Source organism: Campylobacter sp. RM12640 (assembly GCF_020137595.1).
Lineage (GTDB): Bacteria > Campylobacterota > Campylobacteria > Campylobacterales > Campylobacteraceae > Campylobacter_E.
The window spans coordinates 35,865-61,024 of sequence record NZ_JACGAU010000011.1 but is presented as its reverse complement, the minus strand read 5'-3'; the positions used below and the strand labels follow the sequence as shown (position 1 = coordinate 61,024).

The window sequence follows — 25,160 nt, the reverse complement described above, 5'->3', positions numbered from 1 at the left end:
TGATAAGCTTACAATCGCAATTATTATAAGTGCAGTAGTGATTATAAAAGTAATCATATTATTATAGCTTTGTTCATCTGTATCTTTTGATACTTTTTCTATTGAAGTTTTGCTAATTGTCTCCCAAGATAACCAAGTCATAAAATAAAGCCCACTTGCTTTATCCTTACCTGTATATGCTAGTTTTTCAGTAACTTTATTAGAATTTGAATCTTCATAAAAATATCTTATATAACCATCATTATTATCAGCACTTTTAATCATTTCTTGTATGAAATACATTCCTTTTGCGTCTTTTTCGTTAAATTTATTGTTGTTTATCCAAGAAGCAGATGGGTGATAGTATATGTTTCCATCTTTATCAAACACGGTGTAATAACTATTTGCTCTACCAAATCTTACTTTAGATAAATAATCTTGTAGTTTATTTTTAAACTCACTTAAGTTATTATCATTTTTATACTCTTCATAAATAGCACCAGAATACTTCATAACACTTTCTACCAGAGCTTTAACTTGCTGCTTTTTAGCTGTTAAAATTTCATCTTCTACCGTATGTTTTGTGTAATTTACAGAGTAGTTATCATAGTATTTATGAAGTGATACTAAAACTATAGAATTAATTAAAATTCCAATGAATGAAAACAATGCAATTTTGGTTGATAGTTTCATAGTTTTTCCTTGTTTGTTGATTTAGATTAAGATTTTGATTATAGGTTATATGAACTTAAAACAATATAAATTATTTGCTTGTAATTTAAATTAAAAAATTATTAAAAATATTTAAAATAAATTTAAATTTTTTTAATTTTGGATTTAGAAAAACTAAATCCAAAATATTATTTTTTTACTATTTCATTTAAGATATGTTCTTTATAGTCTTTAAAATATTTTTCTGCTTGCGGGTCTTTTACTACATCATAACAAGCAAAAGTTTTAAGTGCACTCATACCTAAAAACTCGTGAGTTTTATGAAGATTTAAGCTAACTCCATCAATACCGACACCACCAAAAAATTGCTCTTTATCAGTAAATGCTTCTTCAGGTGCATTCCAAGTCCAAGATAGCATATATTTTTTATTTTGACTAAGCCCACCAGAGCCGTATTTTTTACTAGCATCACTTCTACTTCTTCCATCACTAGCACATAATTTACCAAAAGCAGCTCCAAAAACTTTTGAAAAATATTCCCATACTATCCAAGGTGCATTCATCCAAAATCCTGGAATTTGATAAATTATAATATCAGCTCTTACATATTTTTCTACTTCATCTAATACATCATATCCATCATCAATTATGGTTTGTTCTACATTAAAACCATTTTCTACTAAAGTATCATACGCAACTTGTTGCAAACTTGCATTTAGTCTTGCACCTGCATTAGCAAAAGCTTTAGCACCATTAACTAATAAAACATTTTTCATAATTTCTCCTTGTTTAAAAATAAAATTAGATTATAATTTTTACTTTATTTTAAGTCAATACGAACAAAATTGTTAGATACTAACCAAAAGGAGAGTAATGAAAAGAAAAAATGATTATAATAAATGTGGAATTTATTATACGCTAAACCTAATTTCAGGAAAATATAAAATGAGTATTTTGTATCTTTTATCAATCAATGAGATTATAAGATATAATGAGCTTAAAAGAATGCTTGTTGGAATTTCTTTTAAGAGTTTAACAAAGGCATTAAAAGAATTAGAGCAAGATGATTTAATAATACGCACCGAATATCCGCAAATCCCACCTAAGGTTGAATATAGTCTAAGCAATAAAGGAAAATCATTAATACCAATTCTTAATATGATGTGTAAATGGGGAAGCAATAATAAGAGCTAAGTTAATTAGCTCTTATTGGGTTTAATTTAAACTTATCAGTTTTTATAGGTTTAATTTTACGATTTATTTTTCTATTTAGGCTAGGTTTTATAAAGGCTTTTCTAACATCATTTGTGATATTAGTGCCTAAGAAAAATTCTAAAATCTTAGCAAGTTCTCTTGCTTTTAGATTTAAAATATTTACTTTTATATCACAAGCGTTATTATAAAGTGGCATTCTTTTATCATAAAGCAATTTCGCCTTTTCATCAAATAATGGGCGTTTAGTATCGTTTTTAAGTCTTGTTGCGATTTTGTAAAAACTAAGGTCTAAAAACACTACAAAACCTAATTTTCTTAAATCTTGTAAATTAGCAAAACCACCGCCACAAGAGATGATTAAATCACTTTTTGTGGCTAATTCATCTCTTAATTCTTTTTCTAAATTCCTAAAATATTCTTCTCCATAACGCTCAAAAATCTCTTTAATCTCAAGCCCAGTTCTTTGTTTTATTATGCTATCAGTATCTACTACTTCTTTTTTAATAATCTTACTAAGCCTTCTTGCAGTTGTGCTTTTACCGCAGCCCATAAAACCGATTAAAACAATGTTTTTCATTTTTGCTTCATTAATTCAGCTATTAAAAATGCAAGTTCTAATGCTTGGTCTGCATTTAATCTAGGATCGCATTGGGTCTCATAGCGTCTTGCTAAATCGCTTTCGCTAACTCCTACGCTTCCGCCTAAACATTCGGTTACATTTTGTCCTGTCATTTCAAAATGAACCCCACCAGGAATTATATTATTAGCTCTTGCAATATGCCAGAAATTTTTAACTTCATCTAAAATATCATCAAATTTTCTAGTCTTATAGCCATTTACGCTTTGAGTATTGCCGTGCATTGGGTCTATGCTATAGATTATATTTCTTTGTTCTTTGCTTAATTCTTTAAAGATATTTTCAAGATTTTTAATCTTACTAGCACCCATTCTAATGATTATATTTAATCTTCCTGCTTCATCTTGTGGATTTAGCTTATCAGCTAAGGCTAATATATCACTAGCACTAGCACTAGGTCCTATTTTAACACCTATTGGATTTTTAACTCCGCTTAAAAAATGCACATGAGCATCATCAAGCCCACGAGTTCTCTCGCCAATCCATAGCATATGAGCTGAACAATCATAATAAGCTCCACTTAAGCTATCTATTCTAGTAAGTGCTTCTTCGTAAGGTAAAAGCAAGGCTTCGTGGCTTGTGTAGATTTTTGTTTCGTGTAATCTAGCATCATTTAAGCTAGTTATTCCACAAGCCTTAAAAAAATCAAGTGCTTCTGTTAATCTTTGAGTTAAAAGTGCGTATTTATCATCAATATCAGCGCGTCTTACGAAACCTAAATTCCATTTATGCACTTGGGCTAAATCAGCAAGTCCACCTACGCTAAATGCACGAAGCAAATTAAGCGTAGCAGAGCTTTGCATATAAGCTTTTAGCATTTTTTTAGCTTTTGGAACTCTTGCACTTTCGCAAAACTCACAATCATTTATAATATCTCCACGATAACTTGGTAAGCTTATACCATCTTTATTCTCAAAATCAGAGCTTCTAGGCTTTGCAAATTGTCCTGCCATACGAGCAATTTTTACTACTTTTTTTGACCCACCAAATTGCAAAACTAATGCCATTTGCAAAAATAATTTAAACATATCACGGATATTATTTGCACTAAAATCATTAAAACTTTCAGCACAATCACCACCTTGTAATAAAAACGCATCTCCTTTACAAACTGCTGCTAATTCGTTTTTTAATTCATTTGCTTCCATAGCAAATATTAAAGGTGGATACGATTTTAATTCATTTACTACATTTTCTAATTCTTCCTTGTTTTCATAGTTTGGTTGCTGAAGAGCTTTATAATTTTTATATGAATCTAGCGACCAATTCATCGTTTCTCCTTTTTTTAATTTAGTAAATTATGATTATATGAGATAAGTTTTACATTTTAAGGAAAAATTTTTATGAATTATGGATTTTTTGTAGCTTTTGTTGTTTTTGTATTTTGGGGTTTAGTGCCTATTTTTTATAAACAACTTGATACATTAGATGCCTTTGTAGTAATGTCGCATAGGATAGTTTGGTCGGTTATATTTTTAGCAATATTTTTAATAATTATAGGGCAATTTAAAAAAGCCTTACAAGAATTAAAATCTTTAAAAATGGCTTTTAATCTTTTTATTTGTGGTGCTTTAATTAGCGGAGATTGGGGTCTTTATATTTATATGGTTAATAAGAATTTAATCTTAGAAACTTCTTTAGGATATTTTTTAAGCCCTTTATTTGGGATAATTTTTGCAAAAGTATTTTTAAAAGAAAATATGAGTAAATTAGGAATTATTAGTGTTAGTTTAGTGATTTTTGCGTGTTTATTTGAAGTAATTACTTTAGGAGCTTTACCTATATTATCAATTACTTTAGCGCTCTTAGTTAATTTTTATACCATTATTCGTAAAAAAGTTTATATAAGCAGCGTTTATGGGTTTTTCTTAGAGACATTATTAATCACTCCTTTTGCTTTAATATTTTTATTTTCTATCCCAACGAATTTAGCTCATTTTGATATTGATTATTTAGGAGTATTACTTGCACTTAGTGGGCTTGTAACCTTGCTACCTATGTTAGGATACAATTATGCTACGCAAAAATTAAGCTTAACATTACTTTCATATATGCAATATATTTGCCCGATAATTTCTTTTTTAGTTGCTATTTTTTTATACAATGAGCCAATAAATCAACATAAATTAATATCATTTATTATAATTTTTATAGCAGTAGCTTTAAGCGTTTATGATAATGTGTTTAAAAAAGGAAATAAACTATGAATGAAGTTGGAATTTATGTAATAGGTATAATTTTTATAGTATTGTTTTTCGCAACTATTTTAAAAAAGGTCTTTAAAGAGCTTGATAAACACGGAGATTTTGTAAGAAAAGAAGAAAAAAATACAGCTAATTTTACTCAAGAAGAAGTTTTAAGCCTAATTCATAATGAAAACGAAAAATGTGCATTATTGTGCGATAATTTAGAAGAAATATTTAATAAATACGCAAGTTTAATGCCTGAAAGTGATAAAGAAAAAGCCTTAGCTTTAGTATCTGTTTTAAATACCATAAAGACTTTACCTAGCGATGAATTAAAAGATAAATTATTAAAACTTTTACCAGAATTTGAAGAGTGCGTTCAAAAATCTTTAGGAGATGAAAAAGCTAAAGAATTTTTTGATTTAGCAGCGTTAAAATATAATGAAATTTTTAAGGATTGAAATGAAAGAATTACTAATTAATAAGCTTTTTAAATTCTCAAACGAGCCTGTAAAATTTTTAGATTTAATAGAAGCAAATAGCCTTTATAATGAAGGAATGTTAATTGACCCAGCGAAATTACATTTTAAGTTTAATTATTTTAATACTTATTTTATATATTTTATATTGTGCTTAATCGTGCTTACACCATTAACTATTGCTACTCATTTTTTATTTGAAAAAATTGACTTTCATTTTAGTTTAATTAGTGCTGTATTTGTAACTTCTGCTATTTTTATATGTTTTGATATTTTTAAGATTTATACAAGAAAAATAGCAAGTCTTAGACAAATAAAAGCAGCGTGGCAAATACATTTATCGCATTTTGAATATGAAAAATACAACGCAATTGTTGTTGAAATTTATAATAAAGCAAATGAACTTAGCATACCTAAGACAAAATTAGAGCAATATATTTTAGAAAATCTAGTAAAAAGGGGTTAGTATGAAATTGATTAGATTTATGAAAGATAATGTAGTTTATCATGGGAATTTAGGCGATAATAATAAGGTGGGTTATTTTAAAAATTATTCTTCTTATTTTGATAGATTAGAATTGATTGAAGATGCTTTTATGCTTAGTGAAGTTAAGTTATTATCTCCAATCAAATCTCCTTATCAAGATGTAATATGCTTAGGAATAAATTATTTAGAACACGCAAAAGAAAGCTATAAATTTAAAGGAATTGAATTTGATGGCAAAAGAGAAGAAGCAGTTTATTTTGCAAAAAGAGTAAATGAGTTTTCTAATCCATTTGATATTTTAGATATTAGTGGCGAAAAATTAGATTATGAATGTGAACTTGCATTTGTACTTAGAAAAGATGCTTATAAATTAGATGATACAAGTGATTTTGATGATTATATTTTAGGATATACTATTTTAAATGATGTTAGCGATAGGGCAATTCAAAACAAACATAAGCAATGGTATATGGGAAAAAGTTTAGCTAATTCTTGTCCATTTGGTAGTTTTATTAATACAGGTCTTAGTATAAAAGAAGCAAGTAATTTAAAAGTAGAATGCTTTGTAAATGATGAATTAAGACAAAGTTCTAATACAAATATGCTTATTTTTGATATTCCTTATATCTTAAAAGAATTATCAAATTACACCTGTTTAAAGGCTGGAACTATCATTAGCACAGGCACTCCAAGTGGTGTTGGAATGGGCTTTAATCCGCCTAAATTTTTAAAAAGTGGCGATAAGATTGAATGTAGAATAGAGCATCTTGGCTCATTAATAAATTATATAAAGTAAGGACAATATGAACGCAGCATTATTAAGTAAAAAAATAAATACAAATTATAAAACTTCAGTATTTAATATCCATAAAGATTGGGAAAATCCTTATGCACCAAAAGGAATAGTCCCAAGAATTACTAAAGAACAAGCGCTTAATTTATTAAGAAATTCTGATTTAGCTACTTTAGGTCAGATTGCTTATGCAGTAAAAAACAAGCTTCATCCAAGCAAACTTACTACTTTTGTAGTAGATAGAAATATTAATTACACAAATATTTGTTTAGTTGATTGTAAATTCTGTGCTTTTTATCGCCACGCAAAGGATAGTGATAGTTATATTTTAACATACGAGCAAATCGGACAAAAGATTGAAGAATTATTAGCAATTGGTGGCACTCAAATATTATTTCAAGGTGGAGTGCATCCAAAGCTTGATATTACTTGGTATGAAGATTTATTAAGATATATAAGCACAAATTATCCTAGTATTACAATTCACGGCTTTAGTGCAGTTGAGATTGAATATATTGCAAAAATTAGCAAAATTAGCACTAAAGAAGTTTTAAAAAGAATGAGCGATTGTGGGCTATTTTCTATCCCTGGAGCAGGTGCGGAGATTTTAAGCGATAGAGTAAGAGATATGGTAGCACCTAGTAAATGCGATACTGCTACTTGGCTAAGAATTCATAAAGAAGCTCATGAATTAGGCTTACTTAGTAGCGCAACTATGATGTTTGGTCATGTTGAAAGCGATGAAGAAATAATTGAACATTTAGACTATTTAAGAAATCTTCAAGATATAACAGGTGGCTTTAGAGCTTTTATTTTATGGAGTTTTCAAGGTAAAAACACTAGATTAAAGGCTGAAAATCCACATTTAATGAATGCAAGTTCTAATAGATATTTAAGATTATTAGCAATTTCTAGAATATATTTAGATAATTTTGCAAACATTCAAAGCTCTTGGGTTACTCAAGGAAGTGCAGTAGGGCAACTCGCATTAAAATTTGGAGCAAATGACTTAGGTTCAACTATGATGGAAGAAAATGTTGTTGCAGCTGCAGGTGCAAAATATAGAATGAATGAACAGCAAATGATAGAATTAATCCGTGATTTAGGCGAAAATCCAGCTAAAAGAGATACAGCATATAATATTTTGGAATACTACAATGAATAATTTTGTGCATTTAAAAACTAATGATGATTTAGTATATATTAGTATTAGCTATCCTAATTACGGAAGGATTTTTCATAATGCTAATGCTATGGCAGCTGAGTTTTTTTACAATGAGAGTTTAGATGATGAGTTTTATATAAAACTAGAGCAAAGTGCAATTAATATTAGTGCTAGTGCTAATTATTTTGATTTTACATTTGATATAGTTTGTCTTAAAAAAGAGCTTGATAATTGCTTAAATGCTTTTAATAATATGCTTTTAAATACCGAAATTACTAATTTTGAATTAATCAAAAACAAAATAAAAAATTATTTTTTAATCCATATTCAAGATTACGATAATTTAGCAAAGATGAAATTATATGAGAATTATTTTAAAAATGATTTTAAAAATGATAAATTTGGCGATTTTGAAGCTTTAGATGAAAAAGAATTTAAAAACTATATTTTAAACCTTAAAAATCAAGCAAATAAGATAGTAATTAGTGCAAATTTAGATGATATTAGTAAAGTTAAAAAACTTTTAAACAATAAGCAAAGTTCTTATGAAAAATTAAAAACAAATGAGAGTTTTTATAAAGAAGAAAGCAAAGAAATATCACAAGCTTTTGTTAGGTTTATAAGCAGCGTAGAGATTAAAAGCATTTATGAAAGAGCTATTATAAGTCTTGCTATTTATGTTTTAGGCGGTGGATTTGGCTCAAGAATTACCGAAGAAATCAGAGTAAAAAGGGGCTTAGCTTATTCGGCTTTTGCGTTTTTAGTAGCGTTTAAGAAAAATTATCTTATTTCAGGCTATTTACAAACAAAAAATGAAAGCAAAAAAGAAGCTATAAAAATAGTTCAAGAAGAGTTTAAAAAATTAGTAGAATTTGGAATAAGCGAAGATGAGTTTAAAAAGGCTAAAGATTTTTTAGTAGGTAGTGAGATTTTAAAATACTCAACCACTCAAAATCGTCATAGCATTGCAAGTAGCGAGTGTTTTAGTGATTTAAAACAAGGCGAATTAAGAGAAATTACAAAGATAATTAAAGATTTAGAGCTTAAAACTTGTAATGATTTTTTAAAAAATCAAAAAAGTATTACTGAGCTTAGTTTTTATGTAATAGGTAATAATGAATAAGGATTTAGAAAAATTATCTTGTAAAGATATAGTTGAATTAGCTCTTTTAATGCCTAAAAAATTTGATGATTTAAGATTAAATAATGAGCCTATATTAAATGAGCTAAATTGCACAAAAGTTATAATAAAATCTAAAAAACAACTACCAGGCAAAAGGCTTAGTATAATTGCATATTCATATAATTGGGAGTGTGAATGCACTATTACTATATTTAATCTAAGACCTTTTCATAATGCACTTTTTGCTATAAATAAAGAGCTAATTATTTATGGGAAATTAGGCGATTTTGCAGGGCTTTTGCAATTTATTAATCCAAAAATCATTAAAGATAGTGGAGAAATCACTGCTAATTATTTGATAAAAGGTGTAAGTGATAAAGAGATTTGTAAGATAAAAAATAAATATTTAACTTATGAAGCTTTAAAAGAATTTAATTTATTAGATGAGCATATAAAATTGCTATTAATTATGAAAGAAAATAGCCAAGAAGCAATGAAATTGCTTAATTCAAAAGAATTAAACGAATGCTTAAAATTTGTTGAGATTTACCATCACATAAAAAGACTTAACGAAACTTATAAAAACGATACTTTATACAAAAAAATTAAAACTTTTGATATAAACAAATGGCTAAAATCTCTACCTTTTAAGCCGACAAGCGACCAGATAAATGCGATAAATGATATTAAAAATGACCTTGAAAGTATTCATCATAAAATTAGAATAGTAATGGGAGATGTTGGTTGTGGAAAAAGCTTAGTGATTTTTGCAGCAGCGCTTATGTGCTATCCTAAAAAAGTGGTTTTAATGGCACCAACAAGCGTTTTAGCCCAACAACTTTATAATGAAGCTAAAAGACTTTTGCCAGGGTTTTTAAAGATATTGCATTTTGTATCTAGCAAGACTAAATTAATGCAAGATGAATTAAAAGAAGCAAATTTTGTAATAGGCACTCACGCACTTTTATGGGCTAGTTTAGATGATGCTACTTTAGTTATGGTTGATGAGCAACAACGATTTGGGGCTAAGCAAAGAATGAAGCTTAAAGATTTAGCTACAAACAATAAAGAAAATCCGCATTATATAGAGTTTTCAGCTACGCCAATACCAAGGACAACTGCATTAATTCATAGTGATATTTACAGCTATTCTTTCATAAAAGAACTACCATTTAAAAAAGAAATAGAAACAAAACTAATCACAATAGCAAATAGCAATGAATTATTTAATCACATAAAAAGCGAAAACAAACAAAATCATCAAGCAATAATAGTTTATCCTTTAATAGAAGAGAGCAAAAACTCATCTTATAAACCACTTGAGAGTGTTATTAGCTTTTATGAGAAGAATTTTGATAAAGTTTATTATACGCACGGCAAGGATAAAGAAAAGGATAATATATTATTGCAATTTGCTGAAAATGGAAATGTATTACTAAGCACTACTATCGTAGAAGTTGGAATTTCACTGCCAAGATTAAGTATAATTGTAATCGTTGCACCCGAGCGATACGGCTTATCTACACTTCATCAACTTCGTGGAAGAGTAGGAAGAAATGGGGTTAAGAGCTATTGTTATTTGCTTAGCAAGTTTGAATTTAGTGATAGATTGATTAAATTTGCTAATACCTTAGATGGATTTAAAATAGCCGAAATTGACTTAGAAAACCGAAAAAGCGGGGATTTAATAGATGGAGATGTTCAGCACGGAATTAGCTTTAAGTATTTTGATGAGGTTTTAGATAAGGATATTTTATATAAAGCTAAGGAATATTTAAATAAGCAAAATTAGCTTATTATTATTCCTTGATTATTGAAATTAAGCTCTAATACTTTCATATTAGGAAAATTATTTTCTAGTATGGTTTTTAGTTTGTTTGCATCATCTTTATAACATAGATTAAAAAAAGTTGAACCAGAACCACTTAAATTACTCATTAATGCACCATTTTTACGAGCTAATTCACGCACTTTAAATAATTCAGGAACAGCTTTCATTCTACGATTTTCGTGAAGCTTGTCAAAACTTGCAATCTTTAACATTTCATAATTTTTACTCATAAAAGCTGCAGTTGTAAGCGAGCTTCTGCTTATATTAAAGCTAGTATCAGCAAGACTTAAATGCTTAGGTAAAGCCGAACGACTAACATTTGTTGAGATTTGTTTATTTGGGATACAAACTACTGCTTTAACATCACTAGAAATATCAGTTTTTATATATTTTACATTATCCTTATCAACTACCGAACAAACAAATCCACCAAGTGCTGCAGGGCTAATATTATCAGGATGATTTTCGTATATTAAGGCGTTGTTTAATATGGTATCTTTATTAACTTCAAGTCCTGCTAGATAATAAGCACTAGCAATTGCTCCTACAATTATAGAGCTAGAACTACCTAACCCGCGACTTAAAGGAATATTGTTTATGAAATTAAAGCTAAATAAGTCTTTTTTACCAGTTAGCTTTATGTAAGTTTCATTAAAAATGGTAATAAATAAATTATGTTTTTTAAGATAAGGATTATCTTCACCTTCACCCTTAATAGATATTTTAAAAAAATTATTTCTTTTAATTATTGTTTCATTATAAAAGTCTAAAGCAAGTCCTAGACAATCAAATCCAGCACCTAAATTCGCACTAGTAGCGGGTGATTTTAAACATATTTCGTTTCTCATTTATATTCCTAAATAGCAGGTAAAAAATAATTTGGCAAATTACTTTCTAAGAATTTGAAATTATACTCATTTGGTATAAAAAACTCATCTTTAAAATTATCATTTTTAATTAATTTGATTTTATCATCAGCAAGGGTAAAATATAAGTTGTTATTAGCTTTTATTAAGTTATTCTTTGTAAATGTAAAACCACTAATTGCTTTTAATGGTATGTTTTTAACAAGGGCAATTGTGCTTAAAAATACATAAACAATTTTTAAAGACATATATGAGCCTGGTCCATTAGCATAGGCTAATTCGCTAAAATTATATTTATTTAATAGTTCTTGCATAATTTTTGGCAAATCTTCACTGGTTTTATTTATGATTTTGATTTCTTCTTTTAACAAATTATTATCATCATATATTCCAATGAGATTTGCCATAGGCACTACTAAAAGTTTAATGTGAATGCCTTTAATAAATCTTTGTTTGTATCATCACTAAGAGTTACTAATTCATAAGAATTTGGATTGTTTAGCAATTCAAGAGTTAGTTTATGATTTAAATCATGGCTACTTGCGTAAGCTTTATAGTTAGCAAAAGTTGCTTTACCTAACATATATAAATCACCAATCGCATCAAGGATTTTATGTCTTACAAATTCATTACTAAATCTTAATCCTTCAGGATTTAATATGCCATTATCATCTAAAACAACAGCGTTTTCTAAACTACCACCTAATGCTAATCCTTTTGATTTTAAATACTCAACATCTTTTAAAAACCCAAAAGTCCTAGCACTTGCAATTTCATTTATGAAATTTTGTTTATTAGCCTTGTAAATATAGTTTTGAGTATTAATTGATGGGTGCTTAAAGTTTATAGTAAAATCATAAGTAGGAGCATTTGTAGGACTAAGACTTGCAAATTTATCTCCTTCTTGAACTTTTATTTCTTTTTTAACAACAAATATTTGTTTTTTAGCGTCAAGTTGTTTAATACCTGCTTCATCAAGCATAGCACAAAAACCAGCTGCTGAACCATCTAAAACAGGTGCTTCATTTGCATCGATACTTATTAATAAATTATCAATTCCATAAGAGCTAACAGCACTCATTAAATGCTCAATTGTAGATATATAACCATCTTTATCTCCAATTACCGTAGCCATTTGAGTGTTGATTACGCTTTTATAATTTGCTTCGTAAAATTTATTAATATCTGTTCTATGAAATACCACTCCACTATTAGCACCTAGTGGGCTAAATTTTATCTTAATAGCACTACCTTTATGTAGTCCAATTCCAACATTTGTTACTTCTTTAGCTATTGTAGTTTGTAACATTTTTTTCCCTTATTTTTTGTTTATAACTTCTTTTGCTTTTTTGATAATTCCAAATATATTATCATTAAGCCACTTAGTATCCATCCACTCTTCTGGTCTTACCTCAACACCTTGAACCAAAACACCAAAATGTAAATGATCCCCTAATGCTAAACCACTTGTTCCTGTATTAGCTATAGTGCTTTTAGCATTAACTATATCGCCAATTTCTACATTTTTTTTAGTGCAGTGCCCATATAAAGTATAAAGACCTAAACCATGATCAATTATTAAATTTAATCCATAAATTCCATTATCTTGTGCAAAAACTATTTTACCATCATTTCCTAACACAATAGGTGCCATTTTTGTACTTGCTAAATCAAGTCCCATATGATAGCTTTCACTAATTTGATTTCCATTATATTTATAATATCTATGGTCACCAAAATCTGCAACTTTCATACCATTTTTTAGTGGTAAAAACGCATTTAGTTTAAAATCAGTCACTAATTCATTGCTTACTACTTGTGTAACTTTATGAATTAATTTTTCATTTTCTTGTCTTAATTTTGCATTTACAAAGTCAAATATTAAAGCTCTATCGCTTAAAGAATTATCAGAATTTGCCTCATACAAATCTCTAATTTTACCATCAATGAAAGCGTCTCCTACTTCAATATGTGAAACTCTATATTTTTTATTTGAGTAATAATATGGAATTCTTTCTTTAATGATATTATTCGCTTTATCTTTTGCAACAATTCTAGCTTCAAATTCATCTCCATCTCTTAAGTCCCAAGCAATTAAAGCTATGTAATAATCATCTTTCATAAAAGGAGCAACTTTGAAAATTCTATTATTAACTTCTATATATAAATCAGTTAGATTATCATCTTGTGCGTAAAATACAACGCTAGCAGCACCGCCTTGAGTTATATTATATGAATTAGCTATTACGCTTACTTGAGGTTTTTTATTATCTACTATAACATTAATTATTTTTTCGCTTACATTTCCACCAAACCAATTCCACAAACTTTTATCATTAGCTTTAATATATATTGTGTATTTATCTAATTTTTCATTAAATTTTGGTTTTGGAAGGTCTAATTCAACATTAAATTCTTTGCCATTTAAAGTTTTATTTATTAATATATTTTTTGTTTCTTCGTTATCTTTACTAAATTCAACTTTTAAATTTTTTAGTCCTAAATTATCTTCAACTTTTAAATTTATTTTATCTCTAGCATTCCAATAAATTGTATCTTCTTGGTTGTTGTCTAAAGAAATATTAGGAGCAATTCTTTCAAAAGTATTTGAAAAAGCAATAAAACTTGCCAATACAACAACTATAATTATTGAAAAAAATATTGTTATTTTTGTTTTTTTATTTCTATTTCTCATTTTAACTCCTTATATTTTACTTATTTTTTCTTTATATGAATTAAGAGCATTTTGCTTTATCATATTTTGTAATTTTTGTTTGTTTTCTTCAAAATAACTTTCAAAATTCTCTTCAGTTTGATTAGGTGCATCAAGCCAAATATTTGTATTTCCTATTATTAATTTGTATCTTGAATTTTCATAATCAATAACTATGAATTTATTATCTTTATCAAGTTGTTTTTCGCAAATTACTACGGCTTGATTTTCATTAATATTTAAAAAACTAGCAACTTTTTGCTTAGAATTTAAATTAGATATTTTACCTTTTTTTGCAAGTTGTCTTTTTATAAATATTAATACTAATACTAATATTGCTAAAACACCTATCATTGAATACAATTTACTATCTATATTATTATCTTCTGCATATTTTATTTCATTATTTTGCACTTGGTTTGTGGTTTTTGGCATAACTCTAATTCTAAGCCCAAAACCATCATCTTTTGTAAGTGCAGGAATGACATTTATTTTTTCTTTTGTTTTAAATTCTAAAACCGTGCTTTCGCCTAATGGATACATTAATAATTGTTCTGCGTAAGGCATATTTAATATTTGAGAATTTCTTTCAGAAATTTTAACATTATTTAATACTACGCCTACATAATCGCTTCCACTTAATATTCTAATATCTCCATCTTTTGCGTTATATGGAGAATCAAAGCTTAGCATAACATCAATCCTATCATCTCTTTTATAAATATTATAATTTATGATATTGTTCGCAAAAAGATTTAAACTAATTAGTAGTAAGATTATTTTTTTCATCACAACTCTTTTTTAAAATATTGAATAACGGTTTTTGAGCTTAGTATTTCATTGATACGAATTGCTAAATTTCTTTCATAAACCATTACTTCGCCTTTACCAAAAATTCTATTATTTACATAAAGTTCTACACTCTCACCTGCTGGTTTTTCTAAATCAATAACAGAGCCAATTCCAAGTTCTAAAAATTCTCTAACGCTAAGTTGTGTAGTTCCTAACTCACTTATAAAATCTACGCTAACATCTAGCAATTCTTCATAAGTTGCATTTAGAATTCTAGTAGGTTGCTCTTGTGTTTGCATTATTTTTTCTTCTCTACTATACCAACGCAAAAGGTATTATTTTCTAGTTTATAAAAAAACTCGTGAGTAAAGCCTAATTTAAAATCACTTACCCTTCCTAAATATTCAGGCACACTAATTGAATAATCATCATAAGCATCAGCTAATAATCTTTTTGCATAGCCTATGATTTGATTTGCTACTTCTTTGCATAAATCACAATAATCATCTTCACTCATCTTATCATCATCGCCTAATAATCTTGAAGCAAGAGCTTGTAAGCTTTCTTTTTTAAATATTAAATAACAAAATAATTCTTTTACATTATCTCCTAAACAAATACTAGCACCATAATATTCAGCTTCATCTAAAGAATTTGTGGTTTCTAATTTACTTCTTAAAATATGTTTAAAAAAATGTTTAACTGAATAATCAATTGTATCAAGCATTAATCTTTCCTTAAATAAGTTTTAATTATTATAAGAAAGAAAAGTGTAAGCTAAGTTAATTAAGATTACGCCTTAGGAGTTTTTTATGATAGAAGAATATACATTACTTACTTATATTATTTTTATTTTAGATGGGCTTTTAGTTGGTTTTACTGCAGGACTTTTTGCAATAGGTGGCGGAACTGCTGTTGTGCCTATTATGACAACTTTTGTTGGGTATTCGCCTAAGATTGCTGTTGGAATTAGCGTTATGCAAATGGTTTTTTCATCTTTTTATAATTCGTATTTAAATTATAAAAAAGGCACATTGCAAGTAAAAAATGCTTTATATCCTGCTTTAGGTGGTTTAGTTGGTGGTTTTAGCGTTGGTTTTATTATGAAATTTGCAAGTAATTTAATGATTGCTTATATTATTTGTTTTTTAATTATTTGGGCTATTGTTAAACTTTATTTTACTCCTGCAAATCCAATTGAACCTGAAAAGAATTCAAAATTATTACAATTTTTCGTAGGTTTAATAATAGGTGCAATTGCTACAAGTGGTGGGATAGGTGGTGGAGCATTACTCACGCCTGCTTTAGTTGCAATTTGTAATTTTAATATTAAAAAAGCTGCTTCATTTAGCGGTCTTTTTGTAGCTTTTGCTGGAAGTGCTGCTTTTATTTCTATGGCAATTACAAATCATGTTGATTATACTGCTGGTGCAATAATTGCTATTTCAAGTTTGCCTGGAGTTTGGGTTGGTAATTGGCTGTTTCATAAAATTAGCAATAATACGCAAAAAAAACTTTTCATAGGATTTTTATTGTTTGTATTGACCTTATCAATAATAGAAGTTCTAAAACAACACGGAGTATTTAATGAATAATGAAATTCAAGTTATAAACGCAAGTGAAAATAACTTAAAAAATATAAGCCTAACACTACCTAAAAATAAATTAATAGTTTTTACAGGGCTTAGTGGTAGTGGAAAATCTACTTTAGCTTTTGATACGCTTTATGCAGAAGGACAACGCCGTTATATAGAAAGCCTTAGTGCTTATGCTAGGCAATTTTTAGATAAATTTAGAAAACCAAATGTAGAAAAAATAGAAGGCTTAACCCCTGCTATTGCAATTGATCAAAAATCAACTAGCAAAAACCCACGCTCAACCGTTGGAACAATTACTGAAATATATGATTATTTAAGACTTTTGTATTCAAAAATTGGAGTTCAGCATTGTCATAAATGTGGAGAAAAAATCAATAAAATGGATACAGAAGATATAATAAACGAAATGGCAAAATTTAGCGAAAAGGCAATGATTTTAGCTCCTTTAGTTAAAGAAAAAAAAGGCACATTCGCACCACTTCTTGAAAGCCTAAAAGCTCAAGGTTTTATAAATATTTTAATAAACGGCACACTAACACGACTAGATGAGCCAATAGAATTAGCTAAAACTAAAAAGCATACTATTAAATTAGTAGTTGATAGGTTAAGAATTAGTGATGATAATAAAAGTCGTTTAGCTCAAGCTGTTGAAAAAGCTTTAAGTCTAAGTTATGGTGAGTGTGAGTTAGAATTATTAGAAAGTAATAAAAATATTCATTATTCGCTTCATAATGCTTGTTTTAAATGTAAAATTTCATTTAATAAACTTGAGCCTTTAAGCTTTTCGTTTAATAGCCCTAAAGGGGCTTGTTCTTTATGTGATGGTTTAGGCATTAGAATGAGTATTGACCAAGAAAAAATTATAAATTATGAAAGAAGCATAGAAGATGGTGCAGTTCGCACTATGATGGGCTTTAATAAAAGTTATTATTCAAAGTTACTTTTAGCATTTTGCGAAGCAGAAAAAATCCCTACAAATAAGCCTTATGAAGAATTAAGTGAATATCAAAAAAAGCTTATTTTATACGGAAGTGCAACAGAATTTAGCTTTTTATGGAATAAACATAATATCAAAAAAACTTTTGATGGAGCTATTAAAATAAGTTATGAAATCTTAAAAGATGATAAAGATTTTAACGAATACATAACAGAAAAAACCTGCCCATCTTGTAAAGGCTTTAGACTAAACGAGCAAAGCTTAGCTGTGTTAGTAAATGGCAAAAGCATAGCAGAAGTTATTAGCACACCTATTGAAGAGATTTGCGAATTTTTTAAAATAGAGAATTTTAATAATTTAAATAAGCAAGATTATGAAATATCTTATCCTATTATTAAAGAAATTAATGAAAGATTATTTTTCTTAAATGATGTTGGCTTGGGGTATTTAACACTAGGTAGAGATGCAAGGACAATTAGTGGTGGAGAAGCTCAAAGAATTAGGATTGCTTCTCAAATTGGAAGTGGATTAAGCGGAGTTTTATATGTATTAGATGAGCCTAGCATAGGTCTTCATGAAAGAGATACGCAAAAACTAATAAATACCCTAAAAAGCTTGCAGGCTAAAGGAAATACTCTAATAGTAGTAGAACACGATAGAAAGACAATTGAGAGTGCTGATGTAATCGTTGAGATTGGACCTAGGGCTGGAACTAGCGGTGGGGAGATTATCTTTAATGGCACTTATAAAGAATTGCTTAAAAGCAAATGCGAAACTGCATTGTATATAAATCGTAAAAAAGACATAGACCTTTATAAGGCTAGAAAGAGTGATGAATATTTAGAATTAAGCGGAATTAATCAAAACAATATAAAGGATTTAAGTGTGAAATTCCCACTTAGGAATTTAGTTTGTGTAACAGGAGTAAGCGGTAGTGGTAAAAGCTCATTAATGTTGCATTCACTTTTACCAATTGCAAGAGCAAATCTAAATAGAGCAAAAGCAGTAATTAATGATATTACATATAAAGGTCTTGATAAATTAGACAAAGTAATTTTCCTAGATCAAAGTCCAATAGGAAAAACTCCAAGAAGCAATCCAGCAACATATACAGGGCTTATGGATGAGATTAGGAATTTATTTGCTAATGTTCCTGAAGCACAGATTAGAGGATATAAAATTGGTCGCTTTAGCTTCAATGTTGCAGGTGGAAGGTGTGAAAAATGTAGCGGAGAAGGTGAGCTTAAAATCTCTATGCACTTTTTACCTGATGTAAATATTACCTGTGATGCTTGTGGGGGTAGAAGATACAATCATCAAACACTAGAGATTAAATATAAAGACAAAAATATAGCTGATGTTTTAGAAATGAGTGTAGCAGAAGCTTATGAGTTTTTTGCAAAACACCCTAAGATTAAGCAAAAATTAAAGACCTTAATGGATGTAGGGCTTGATTATATAACCTTAGGTCAAAACGCTACAACCTTAAGTGGTGGGGAAGCTCAAAGGATAAAAATATCTAAAGAATTAAGTAGAAGTGATACAGGAAATACACTTTATTTACTTGATGAACCAACTACGGGGCTTCATTTTGCAGATACGCAAAAATTAGTAAAAGTGTTGCAGCATTTAGTAGATGCTGGAAATAGTGTTTTTGTAATTGAGCATAATTTAGACTTAATCAAAAACGCTGATTATATTATAGATATGGGTCCTGAAGGCGGTTTTAGGGGTGGTAAGATAATTGCGACAGGTAATCCATTAGAACTTGCTAAAAAATACGCTGATAAAAGCTATACAGCAAAGTTTTTGGCACAAGAATTTAAAGAAATGAAAAAGGAGTTAAAATGATAGAAGAGATTAAAAAACTCTCAAGCGAGTTTATAGAGATTAGAAAATGTATTCACGAAAATCCTGAACTAGGATTAAAAGAATTTAAAACAGCAAAGTTAGTTGCTAACAAATTAAGAGAATTTGGCATAGAAGTTTATGAAAATGTAGGTGTAACAGGAGTTGTTGGGGTTTTAAAGAAAGGTAATTCAAATAAAAGCATAGCTTTAAGAGCTGATATGGATGCACTTGTAATAAACGAAGCTAGTGGAGTAAGCTATGCTTCTAAAAACGAAGGTTTAATGCACGCTTGTGGGCATGATGGACATACGGCGAGTTTATTATTAGCGGCTAAATATTTAAGTAAGAGTGAATTTGATGGCACTATTAATTTTGTCTTTCAACCTGCTGAAGAAGGTAGAGGCGGTGCTAAAGCTATGATTGATGATAATTTATTTACTAGATTTAAAAGTGATTTTATATTTGGCTATCACAATATCCCAAGCAAAACTAATAAATTATTTTGTCTTAAGCGTGGGGCTATGATGGCAGGAGCTGACGCACTTAGGGTAAATATTAGTGGAGTTGGTGGGCATGGTAGTGCTCCTGAAAAAGCTAGTGATGTAATGGGTGCGATGGCTCATTTTATAACCCAAGCGGGATTTATAACTGCTAGAAATATAGCGGCTAAAAATCAAGCTGTTATAACATTTGGAGCAGCTCTAAGTGGAAATGAAACTAGCTTTAATATCTTACAAGATAAGGCATTATTACTTGCTAATATTAGAACCTTTAATAATGATGATAGAAATACGATAATAGAGCAATTAAACAATATTGCTAAATCTTGCGAGTTACTTTTTAAGGTAAAAGTTGAACTTGAATTTATTCAAATAGGGGCAGCTACAATTAATGATGATGAGGCGCAAAAATTAGCTTTTGGTGTAGCGTGTGAATTATTTGGAGAGCAAAATTGTGATGAATTTCACGAGCCATTAATGGGTAGTGAAGATTTTTCTTTTATGTTAGAGCATTGCAAAGGTGCTTATGCCTTTATTTTAAATAAGAATGATTATTATCTACACGACCCTAGATATATTTATGATGATGATACTTTAGTTAATGCCGCTGCATTTTATTCAGGAGTATGTTTAAAATACTTAAAATAATTTCATTTAGGAATTTTAATTTATAAAATTCCTAAAATTTTTTTAAAAAAAATTCTATATGGACATAATCAGGACTACCCATTTGCTACAATCCTTTTACATTTTATAAAAAAGGATAAAAAATGAAAGAACGCATTTTGAAAATGAAAAAGGATTTAAGCTTTGGGCTTGTTGGTAAAGATGAGATTATAAATCTTAGTATTTTGTGCTTTTTAGCAGGTGAGAGTGTATTTTACTATGGACCTCCAGGAACTGCAAAAAGCCTTGTAGCAAGAAGAATTAGCAATATTTTTAAAGACGCAAATTATTTTGAATATCTTATGAATAGATTTAGCACTCCTGAAGAAGTTTTTGGACCGCTATCTTTAACTTCACTTAAAAACGATGAGCTAAAACGCCAAATTGAAGGCTTTTTGCCAACTTCTAATGTGGTGTTTTTAGATGAGATTTGGAAAAGCTCACCTGCAATACTCAACACGCTTTTAACGATAATTAACGAAAAAATCTATAAAAATGGCAAAGATATAATAGATGTGCCACTACTTGGACTTATTGCTGCAAGTAATGAATTTCCTGATGAAGGAGAAGGATTAGAAGCATTATATGATAGATTTTTAATGAGACTTGTAGTGCCAAGACTTACTCAAAAAAGAGATTTAACAAAGCTTTTAAATGGTAATGAACAAGGTGCAAATGTAGATATTGCAAATGCTTTTAGCCTAGATGAATTAAAAATGATAAAAGAAAATTCTCTTAAAGTAAGGCTTGGCAAAGAAGTAATAGACGCGATAATTGATATCAAAAAAGAACTAGCAAAGATTGAAATAGATGTAAGCGAAAGAAGGCTTTTAAAGGCTATTAAGATAATAAAAACTAGCGTTTATTTAAGCGGTAGAGATGAGGTGATTTGCGAGGATTTAGAGCTTTTGAAGCATTGTTTTTGGACTAATTTAGATGATATAAAATCAGTCAGTGATATTATTGATAAATACACTAAAAGTGAGTTTTTGAAAAACGCAAATAAGAGCATAGAACTAAATAGTGAATTTTATAAATACATAAACTCAATGCTAGTTAGTAAATTTCCTGATATTAAAAGTATCTCAAATGATAGTGGTTTAAGCACTTTTTATCTAGCAGTGCATTCAGATGTGCTTAATAAAAAGCTTGATTTAATCTTTAATCCTAGTAATGCTTTTAGCGTAAATGAGTTAGGTGATATTAGTTTTAAATTAGATATGAATAGTGTTTTTTTGGCTAAAGATAATAAAATCATAGAAAAAATCCCACTTAAATCAAACGATATAAGCTTTATAAAAATGGGCTTTAATGCTGTATGCGACAAGCTTGAAAGTGTAGAATTAAACAGCGGAACTTATGAAAATATTTTCTTAGGGTTTAGCATAAAACTTGGTATGGATAATAAAGAAGAGCTTTTAAGTATTGCAAAAACTATGAGAGATAATCTATGATAGAAGATATTAGAAATTATAGAAACGCTATTTTTAGTAGTGAAAATATATTGGCTAAAAATATAAATGATGAGTATTTTAATGCTTGTTTGGATGTTTTTGCAAAATTTAGCAAGGATTTTGGTTTTATAAAATACGGCGATACTGAAAATATTAAGCAGATTTTAAGCGATATAGAATGCCTTTTTGATAGTGAATTAAAAAGGCAAAATCTATTAGAATTAGTGCATTTTGCTAAAAATGCTTATCAAAATTATAAAAAGCACTTGCAAGATAATATTAAAGAAAATAATGCTTTTCTAAATGAAGATGAGCAAATAGACAACGAAGAAAACCTTGAAGAAGTAAAAGATGATTTACAAGATCAAAATGAAGAAGAAAATCAATATGCCGAAAACAAAGAAGATAATGAAACTATAAATAATAAAAAGAAAAAACCAAGAAAAACTAAAAACAAAAATCAAAAAGACAAACAAAATCAAGAAAATGAAAGTTTGGATGAAATTAAAAATGAAGAAAATAATTTATCTAAAGAAGATGATTGTCTAAATCAAGAAAATAAAGAAGAAAACCTTGAAGAAGTAAAAGATGATTTACAAGAGCAAAATGAAGAAGAAAACCAATATGCCGAAAACAAAGAAGATAATGAAACTATAAATAATAAAAAGAAAAAACCAATAAAAACTAAAAACAAAAATCAAAAAGACAAACAAAATCAAGAAAATGAAAGTTTGGATGAAATTAAAAATGAAGAAAATAATTTATCTAAAGAAGATGATTGTCTAAATCAAGAAAATAAAGAAGAAAACCTTGAAGAAGTAAAAGATGATTTACAAGAGCAAAATGAAGAAAATCAAAGCACTAAAAATAGCGAAGAATTAAATAATAAAAGTAAAAATAAAAATCCAAGAAAAAATAAAAGCAAAAATCAAGAAATTTCTAAAGAACAAAACGAAGAGCAAAATCAAGAAGAGATTTTAAGTGATGATGAATTAGATGAGTTAGAGCAAGAACTAAATGAGATTTTAAAAGTTTTAGAGTTTTTAAATGATGAAAGCGATGTAGATAATAATAGTAATCAAGAAAATACTAAAAATCAGCAAAGTTCAAGCACTCAAACACCACAAATAAATCCTAAAAAACGAGATTTAAAAAATTTTAAAAAACGAATGCAGGATTTTTTTAGCGATAGAGGCGTAGGTGGCGAAAAAGACATAGTAAAAGCCTCACATTCATATAGAAATGACAATATCAAAAAAAGTGAAATAAAAAGGCTTTGCAAGATGATTTGCGAAGGTTTTGGCATAGGAGTAAGCAAAAACGATAAGCATAATTTAGGTTATGAATTAGATGGAATTACAAGCTCTGATATACTTAAAAACGCCTTGCCAAGTGAGTTTGCCTTGCTAAATGACGAGCTAGCCCAAAATCTATTTTTTGCTAAGTTTTGTGAAAAATCCCTTAGCACTTGGCTAAATAAATCAAGTGATAAAGGCAAAATCAGCCCACTAATAATAGCTATTGATAATAGTGGCAGTATGAGTGGAGCTCCTGAAATGGTGGCTAAAACGGTAGGGTATTATCTAATAAATGAATGCAAACAACACAAAAAAGAGTGTATTTTAATTCTAGCTGGAAGTGGAGAGAATATAAAAACATCTAAAAAACACGGATATGATGAATTGCTTTATACCCTATCAAAATACAAAGCTAGTGGGGGTTATGATATAGATTGGGTTTTAAAGGCAAGTTTAAAAAAGGCAAGAGAATACAACAATAAAGCAAACCTATTAGCTATAAGTGATTTTTGTATAGGAGATGTATTTTTAAGAGATATTCAAGATGAGTTAAATGCTGTGAAAAGCTATGCACTTTTTATATCGTTTTTTGGTGGGAATAGGTTTGATGTAGTGGGCTTTCATAAGTATTTTTTATATGATAATTATAATCATACTATAAATGTTTTAGAGCGTAAAGATAGAGAAGAAAAGCTAAAAAGGAAAATAAGATGAAAAAAGTAAAAACAGCAATTGAATTAAAAGCACTTTGTGATGATTTGAATACTAATTTGCATGATATTGATACGAGTTTAATTACTGATATGAGCGAGCTTTTTAAAGATAGTTCTAGGAGTGATTTTAGCTTTATAAATACTTGGGATACTAGCAATGTTGTTAATATGAGCTCTATGTTTGAAAACTGCATAAATCTAAACGAAAAGCTTGAAATTGATGTAAGATTTTTAAAATATGCGGATAAGATGTTTTATAACTGCACTAATTTGGATTTAAGAAATATAAGTTTTAAGAATTTTGATGTTTCAAATCTTAATTCATTAGCTGGAATGCTAGTTGGTTGCATAAATAGAGCTGAATTTATTACAAGATATCTTAAGCTTAATTTTCTAAATGGTCTTTTGCTTCCTAATAATACTTCTGAATTAGAGTTTATCCTAAACGATAACACCATACCGCTAAATCTTATTGATATAAGCAGATTAACTAATACTGATTTTATTTTTAAACACAGCGATAGGACTGATTTTAAAGGGGTTGAGAGCTGGAGTAATGTAAATTCTTATACTTTTGCTAATTCTAAGGCAAGTGATGAACTTTTAAAAACTTTAAATATAAAAGCCATTATTGTAAATTTTAAATATAGACCTACAACAAAAGATGAATTAATAGAACTTATAAAAGATGAAAATATTTATCTAGGAGATATTGATACGAGCCTAATAACTGATATGAGTTATTTGTTTTACAGAATTAATCGTAGGAATTTTTCAGGAATTAATAAATGGAATACAAGCAATGTTACAAATATGGCAGGTATGTTTTATGGTTGTATTTATTTTAATGAAAGTCTTAGTCTTGATACGAGAAATGTTACTAATATGGTGGGTATGTTTTATGGTTGCGAAAGTTTTAATCAAAAACTTTATTTTAATACTTCTAATGTAGAGAGTATGAAAACTATGTTTTGTGGATGTAGTAAGTTTAATCAAAAACTTGATTTTGATACTAAAAAAGTGAAATATTTTTCTAGTATGTTTGATAACTGTAGTAGTTGTACTCAAGTTTATGAATTTAATTGTAATAGTATTATAGATTTATCTAGGTGTGTTAATGGGGTTTATTTTACTTTTGAAAATACTTCTGCAAGAATTTTACAAATTGTTTCAGAAAATTAATGTATTTAATAAAACTAAAAAAA

General features: G+C 28.4%; 25 protein-coding genes. 14 read left to right on the top strand and 11 right to left on the bottom strand.

Annotation, left to right across the window (positions count from 1 at the left end; all coding sequences use genetic code 11):
- A partial coding sequence (locus AVBRAN12640_RS05725; protein ID WP_336609005.1) for a cache domain-containing protein occupies window positions 1-672 on the bottom strand: 672 nt, incomplete at its 3' end.
- 167 nt (window positions 673-839) lie between these two features.
- Window positions 840-1,427 carry an NAD(P)H-dependent oxidoreductase gene (locus AVBRAN12640_RS05720; RefSeq protein WP_214150300.1) on the bottom strand — a complete coding sequence of 196 codons (588 nt, stop codon included), beginning with the start codon at window positions 1,425-1,427 and terminating at the stop codon, window positions 840-842.
- 97 nt (window positions 1,428-1,524) lie between these two features.
- Between AVBRAN12640_RS05720 and AVBRAN12640_RS05715 the strand changes: the two genes are divergently transcribed.
- Complete coding sequence (locus tag AVBRAN12640_RS05715) at window positions 1,525-1,845, top strand: winged helix-turn-helix transcriptional regulator (RefSeq protein ID WP_214119912.1); 321 nt, start codon at window positions 1,525-1,527, stop codon at window positions 1,843-1,845.
- Between the two features lies 1 nt (window position 1,846).
- Here AVBRAN12640_RS05715 and AVBRAN12640_RS05710 read toward each other — a convergent pair whose 3' ends face one another.
- Window positions 1,847-2,443, bottom strand: coding sequence for a shikimate kinase (locus AVBRAN12640_RS05710; RefSeq protein WP_214118152.1), 597 nt, complete (start codon window positions 2,441-2,443; stop codon window positions 1,847-1,849).
- Window positions 2,440-3,774, bottom strand: a complete 1,335-nt coding sequence (locus AVBRAN12640_RS05705; RefSeq protein WP_214119911.1) for a class II 3-deoxy-7-phosphoheptulonate synthase — start codon at window positions 3,772-3,774, stop codon at window positions 2,440-2,442. Before AVBRAN12640_RS05705 ends, AVBRAN12640_RS05710 begins: the two co-directional genes overlap by 4 nt.
- A 72-nt stretch (window positions 3,775-3,846) precedes the next feature.
- On the opposite strand from AVBRAN12640_RS05705, the gene rarD reads away from it, so the two are divergent.
- Genes rarD through recG form a run of 7 tightly spaced genes read left to right on the top strand, consistent with a single transcriptional unit; the run spans window position 3,847 to window position 10,528 of the window.
- Complete coding sequence (rarD, locus tag AVBRAN12640_RS05700; protein ID WP_336609004.1) at window positions 3,847-4,710, top strand: EamA family transporter RarD; 864 nt, start codon at window positions 3,847-3,849, stop codon at window positions 4,708-4,710.
- Window positions 4,707-5,150 (top strand): hypothetical protein, encoded by a 444-nt coding sequence (locus tag AVBRAN12640_RS05695; protein WP_336609003.1) that lies wholly within the window; start codon window positions 4,707-4,709, stop codon window positions 5,148-5,150. Before rarD ends, AVBRAN12640_RS05695 begins: the two co-directional genes overlap by 4 nt.
- A gap of 1 nt (window position 5,151) precedes the next feature.
- The gene (locus AVBRAN12640_RS05690) at window positions 5,152-5,634 is read left to right on the top strand and encodes a hypothetical protein (RefSeq protein WP_214118144.1); all 483 of its coding nucleotides are present in this window, start codon (window positions 5,152-5,154) and stop codon (window positions 5,632-5,634) included.
- A 1-nt stretch (window position 5,635) separates the two neighbouring features.
- A complete protein-coding gene (locus AVBRAN12640_RS05685) occupies window positions 5,636-6,451 on the top strand; it encodes a fumarylacetoacetate hydrolase family protein (RefSeq protein WP_336609002.1) in 816 nt (271 codons plus the stop codon).
- 7 nt (window positions 6,452-6,458) lie between these two features.
- A complete protein-coding gene (locus tag AVBRAN12640_RS05680) occupies window positions 6,459-7,613 on the top strand; it encodes a dehypoxanthine futalosine cyclase (RefSeq protein WP_336607431.1) in 1,155 nt (384 codons plus the stop codon).
- Window positions 7,606-8,736 carry a M16 family metallopeptidase gene (locus AVBRAN12640_RS05675; RefSeq protein ID WP_214150296.1) on the top strand — a complete coding sequence of 377 codons (1,131 nt, stop codon included), beginning with the start codon at window positions 7,606-7,608 and terminating at the stop codon, window positions 8,734-8,736. The genes AVBRAN12640_RS05680 and AVBRAN12640_RS05675 overlap by 8 nt, the downstream gene beginning before the upstream one ends.
- Window positions 8,729-10,528, top strand: a complete 1,800-nt coding sequence (recG, locus tag AVBRAN12640_RS05670) for an ATP-dependent DNA helicase RecG (protein ID WP_336609001.1) — start codon at window positions 8,729-8,731, stop codon at window positions 10,526-10,528. The genes AVBRAN12640_RS05675 and recG overlap by 8 nt, the downstream gene beginning before the upstream one ends.
- Here the strand turns inward: recG and thrB are convergent.
- Genes thrB through AVBRAN12640_RS05635 form a run of 7 tightly spaced genes read right to left on the bottom strand, consistent with a single transcriptional unit; the run spans window position 10,525 to window position 15,665 of the window.
- Window positions 10,525-11,415: a homoserine kinase gene (gene thrB / locus AVBRAN12640_RS05665; protein WP_442862232.1), complete on the bottom strand. Its 891-nt coding sequence runs from the start codon at window positions 11,413-11,415 to the stop codon at window positions 10,525-10,527. The genes recG and thrB overlap by 4 nt on opposite strands.
- Window positions 11,416-11,423: 8 nt before the next feature.
- Window positions 11,424-11,840 carry a tRNA threonylcarbamoyladenosine biosynthesis protein TsaB gene (locus AVBRAN12640_RS05660; protein ID WP_214119905.1) on the bottom strand — a complete coding sequence of 139 codons (417 nt, stop codon included), beginning with the start codon at window positions 11,838-11,840 and terminating at the stop codon, window positions 11,424-11,426.
- An 8-nt stretch (window positions 11,841-11,848) separates the two neighbouring features.
- On the bottom strand, window positions 11,849-12,742 hold the full coding sequence (gene lpxC, locus AVBRAN12640_RS05655) for a UDP-3-O-acyl-N-acetylglucosamine deacetylase (protein WP_214119904.1): 894 nt from the start codon (window positions 12,740-12,742) through the stop codon (window positions 11,849-11,851).
- A gap of 9 nt (window positions 12,743-12,751) precedes the next feature.
- Window positions 12,752-14,128, bottom strand: a complete 1,377-nt coding sequence (locus tag AVBRAN12640_RS05650; RefSeq protein WP_214118130.1) for a M23 family metallopeptidase — start codon at window positions 14,126-14,128, stop codon at window positions 12,752-12,754.
- A gap of 9 nt (window positions 14,129-14,137) precedes the next feature.
- Window positions 14,138-14,935: a hypothetical protein gene (locus AVBRAN12640_RS05645; protein WP_336609000.1), complete on the bottom strand. Its 798-nt coding sequence runs from the start codon at window positions 14,933-14,935 to the stop codon at window positions 14,138-14,140.
- A complete protein-coding gene (gene fliN, locus AVBRAN12640_RS05640; RefSeq protein WP_214118125.1) occupies window positions 14,935-15,237 on the bottom strand; it encodes a flagellar motor switch protein FliN in 303 nt (100 codons plus the stop codon). The genes AVBRAN12640_RS05645 and fliN overlap by 1 nt, the downstream gene beginning before the upstream one ends.
- Window positions 15,237-15,665: a chemotaxis protein CheX gene (locus AVBRAN12640_RS05635; protein ID WP_214118123.1), complete on the bottom strand. Its 429-nt coding sequence runs from the start codon at window positions 15,663-15,665 to the stop codon at window positions 15,237-15,239. The genes fliN and AVBRAN12640_RS05635 overlap by 1 nt, the downstream gene beginning before the upstream one ends.
- Window positions 15,666-15,750: 85 nt before the next feature.
- Here AVBRAN12640_RS05635 and AVBRAN12640_RS05630 point away from each other — a divergent pair, with 85 nt between their 5' ends.
- The 6 genes from AVBRAN12640_RS05630 (at window position 15,751) to AVBRAN12640_RS05605 (ending at window position 25,137) form a co-directional block, all read left to right on the top strand.
- Window positions 15,751-16,533, top strand: coding sequence for a sulfite exporter TauE/SafE family protein (locus tag AVBRAN12640_RS05630; RefSeq protein WP_336608999.1), 783 nt, complete (start codon window positions 15,751-15,753; stop codon window positions 16,531-16,533).
- Window positions 16,526-19,324, top strand: coding sequence for an excinuclease ABC subunit UvrA (gene uvrA, locus AVBRAN12640_RS05625; RefSeq protein ID WP_336608998.1), 2,799 nt, complete (start codon window positions 16,526-16,528; stop codon window positions 19,322-19,324). Before AVBRAN12640_RS05630 ends, uvrA begins: the two co-directional genes overlap by 8 nt.
- A complete protein-coding gene (locus AVBRAN12640_RS05620) occupies window positions 19,321-20,472 on the top strand; it encodes a M20 metallopeptidase family protein (RefSeq protein WP_336608112.1) in 1,152 nt (383 codons plus the stop codon). Before uvrA ends, AVBRAN12640_RS05620 begins: the two co-directional genes overlap by 4 nt.
- 122 nt (window positions 20,473-20,594) lie before the next feature.
- Window positions 20,595-21,944 carry an AAA family ATPase gene (locus AVBRAN12640_RS05615; RefSeq protein ID WP_336608997.1) on the top strand — a complete coding sequence of 450 codons (1,350 nt, stop codon included), beginning with the start codon at window positions 20,595-20,597 and terminating at the stop codon, window positions 21,942-21,944.
- Window positions 21,941-23,956: a hypothetical protein gene (locus AVBRAN12640_RS05610; RefSeq protein WP_336612970.1), complete on the top strand. Its 2,016-nt coding sequence runs from the start codon at window positions 21,941-21,943 to the stop codon at window positions 23,954-23,956. The genes AVBRAN12640_RS05615 and AVBRAN12640_RS05610 overlap by 4 nt, the downstream gene beginning before the upstream one ends.
- On the top strand, window positions 23,953-25,137 hold the full coding sequence (locus AVBRAN12640_RS05605) for a BspA family leucine-rich repeat surface protein (RefSeq protein WP_336612969.1): 1,185 nt from the start codon (window positions 23,953-23,955) through the stop codon (window positions 25,135-25,137). The genes AVBRAN12640_RS05610 and AVBRAN12640_RS05605 overlap by 4 nt, the downstream gene beginning before the upstream one ends.
- The last annotated feature ends 23 nt before the right edge of the window (window positions 25,138-25,160 follow it).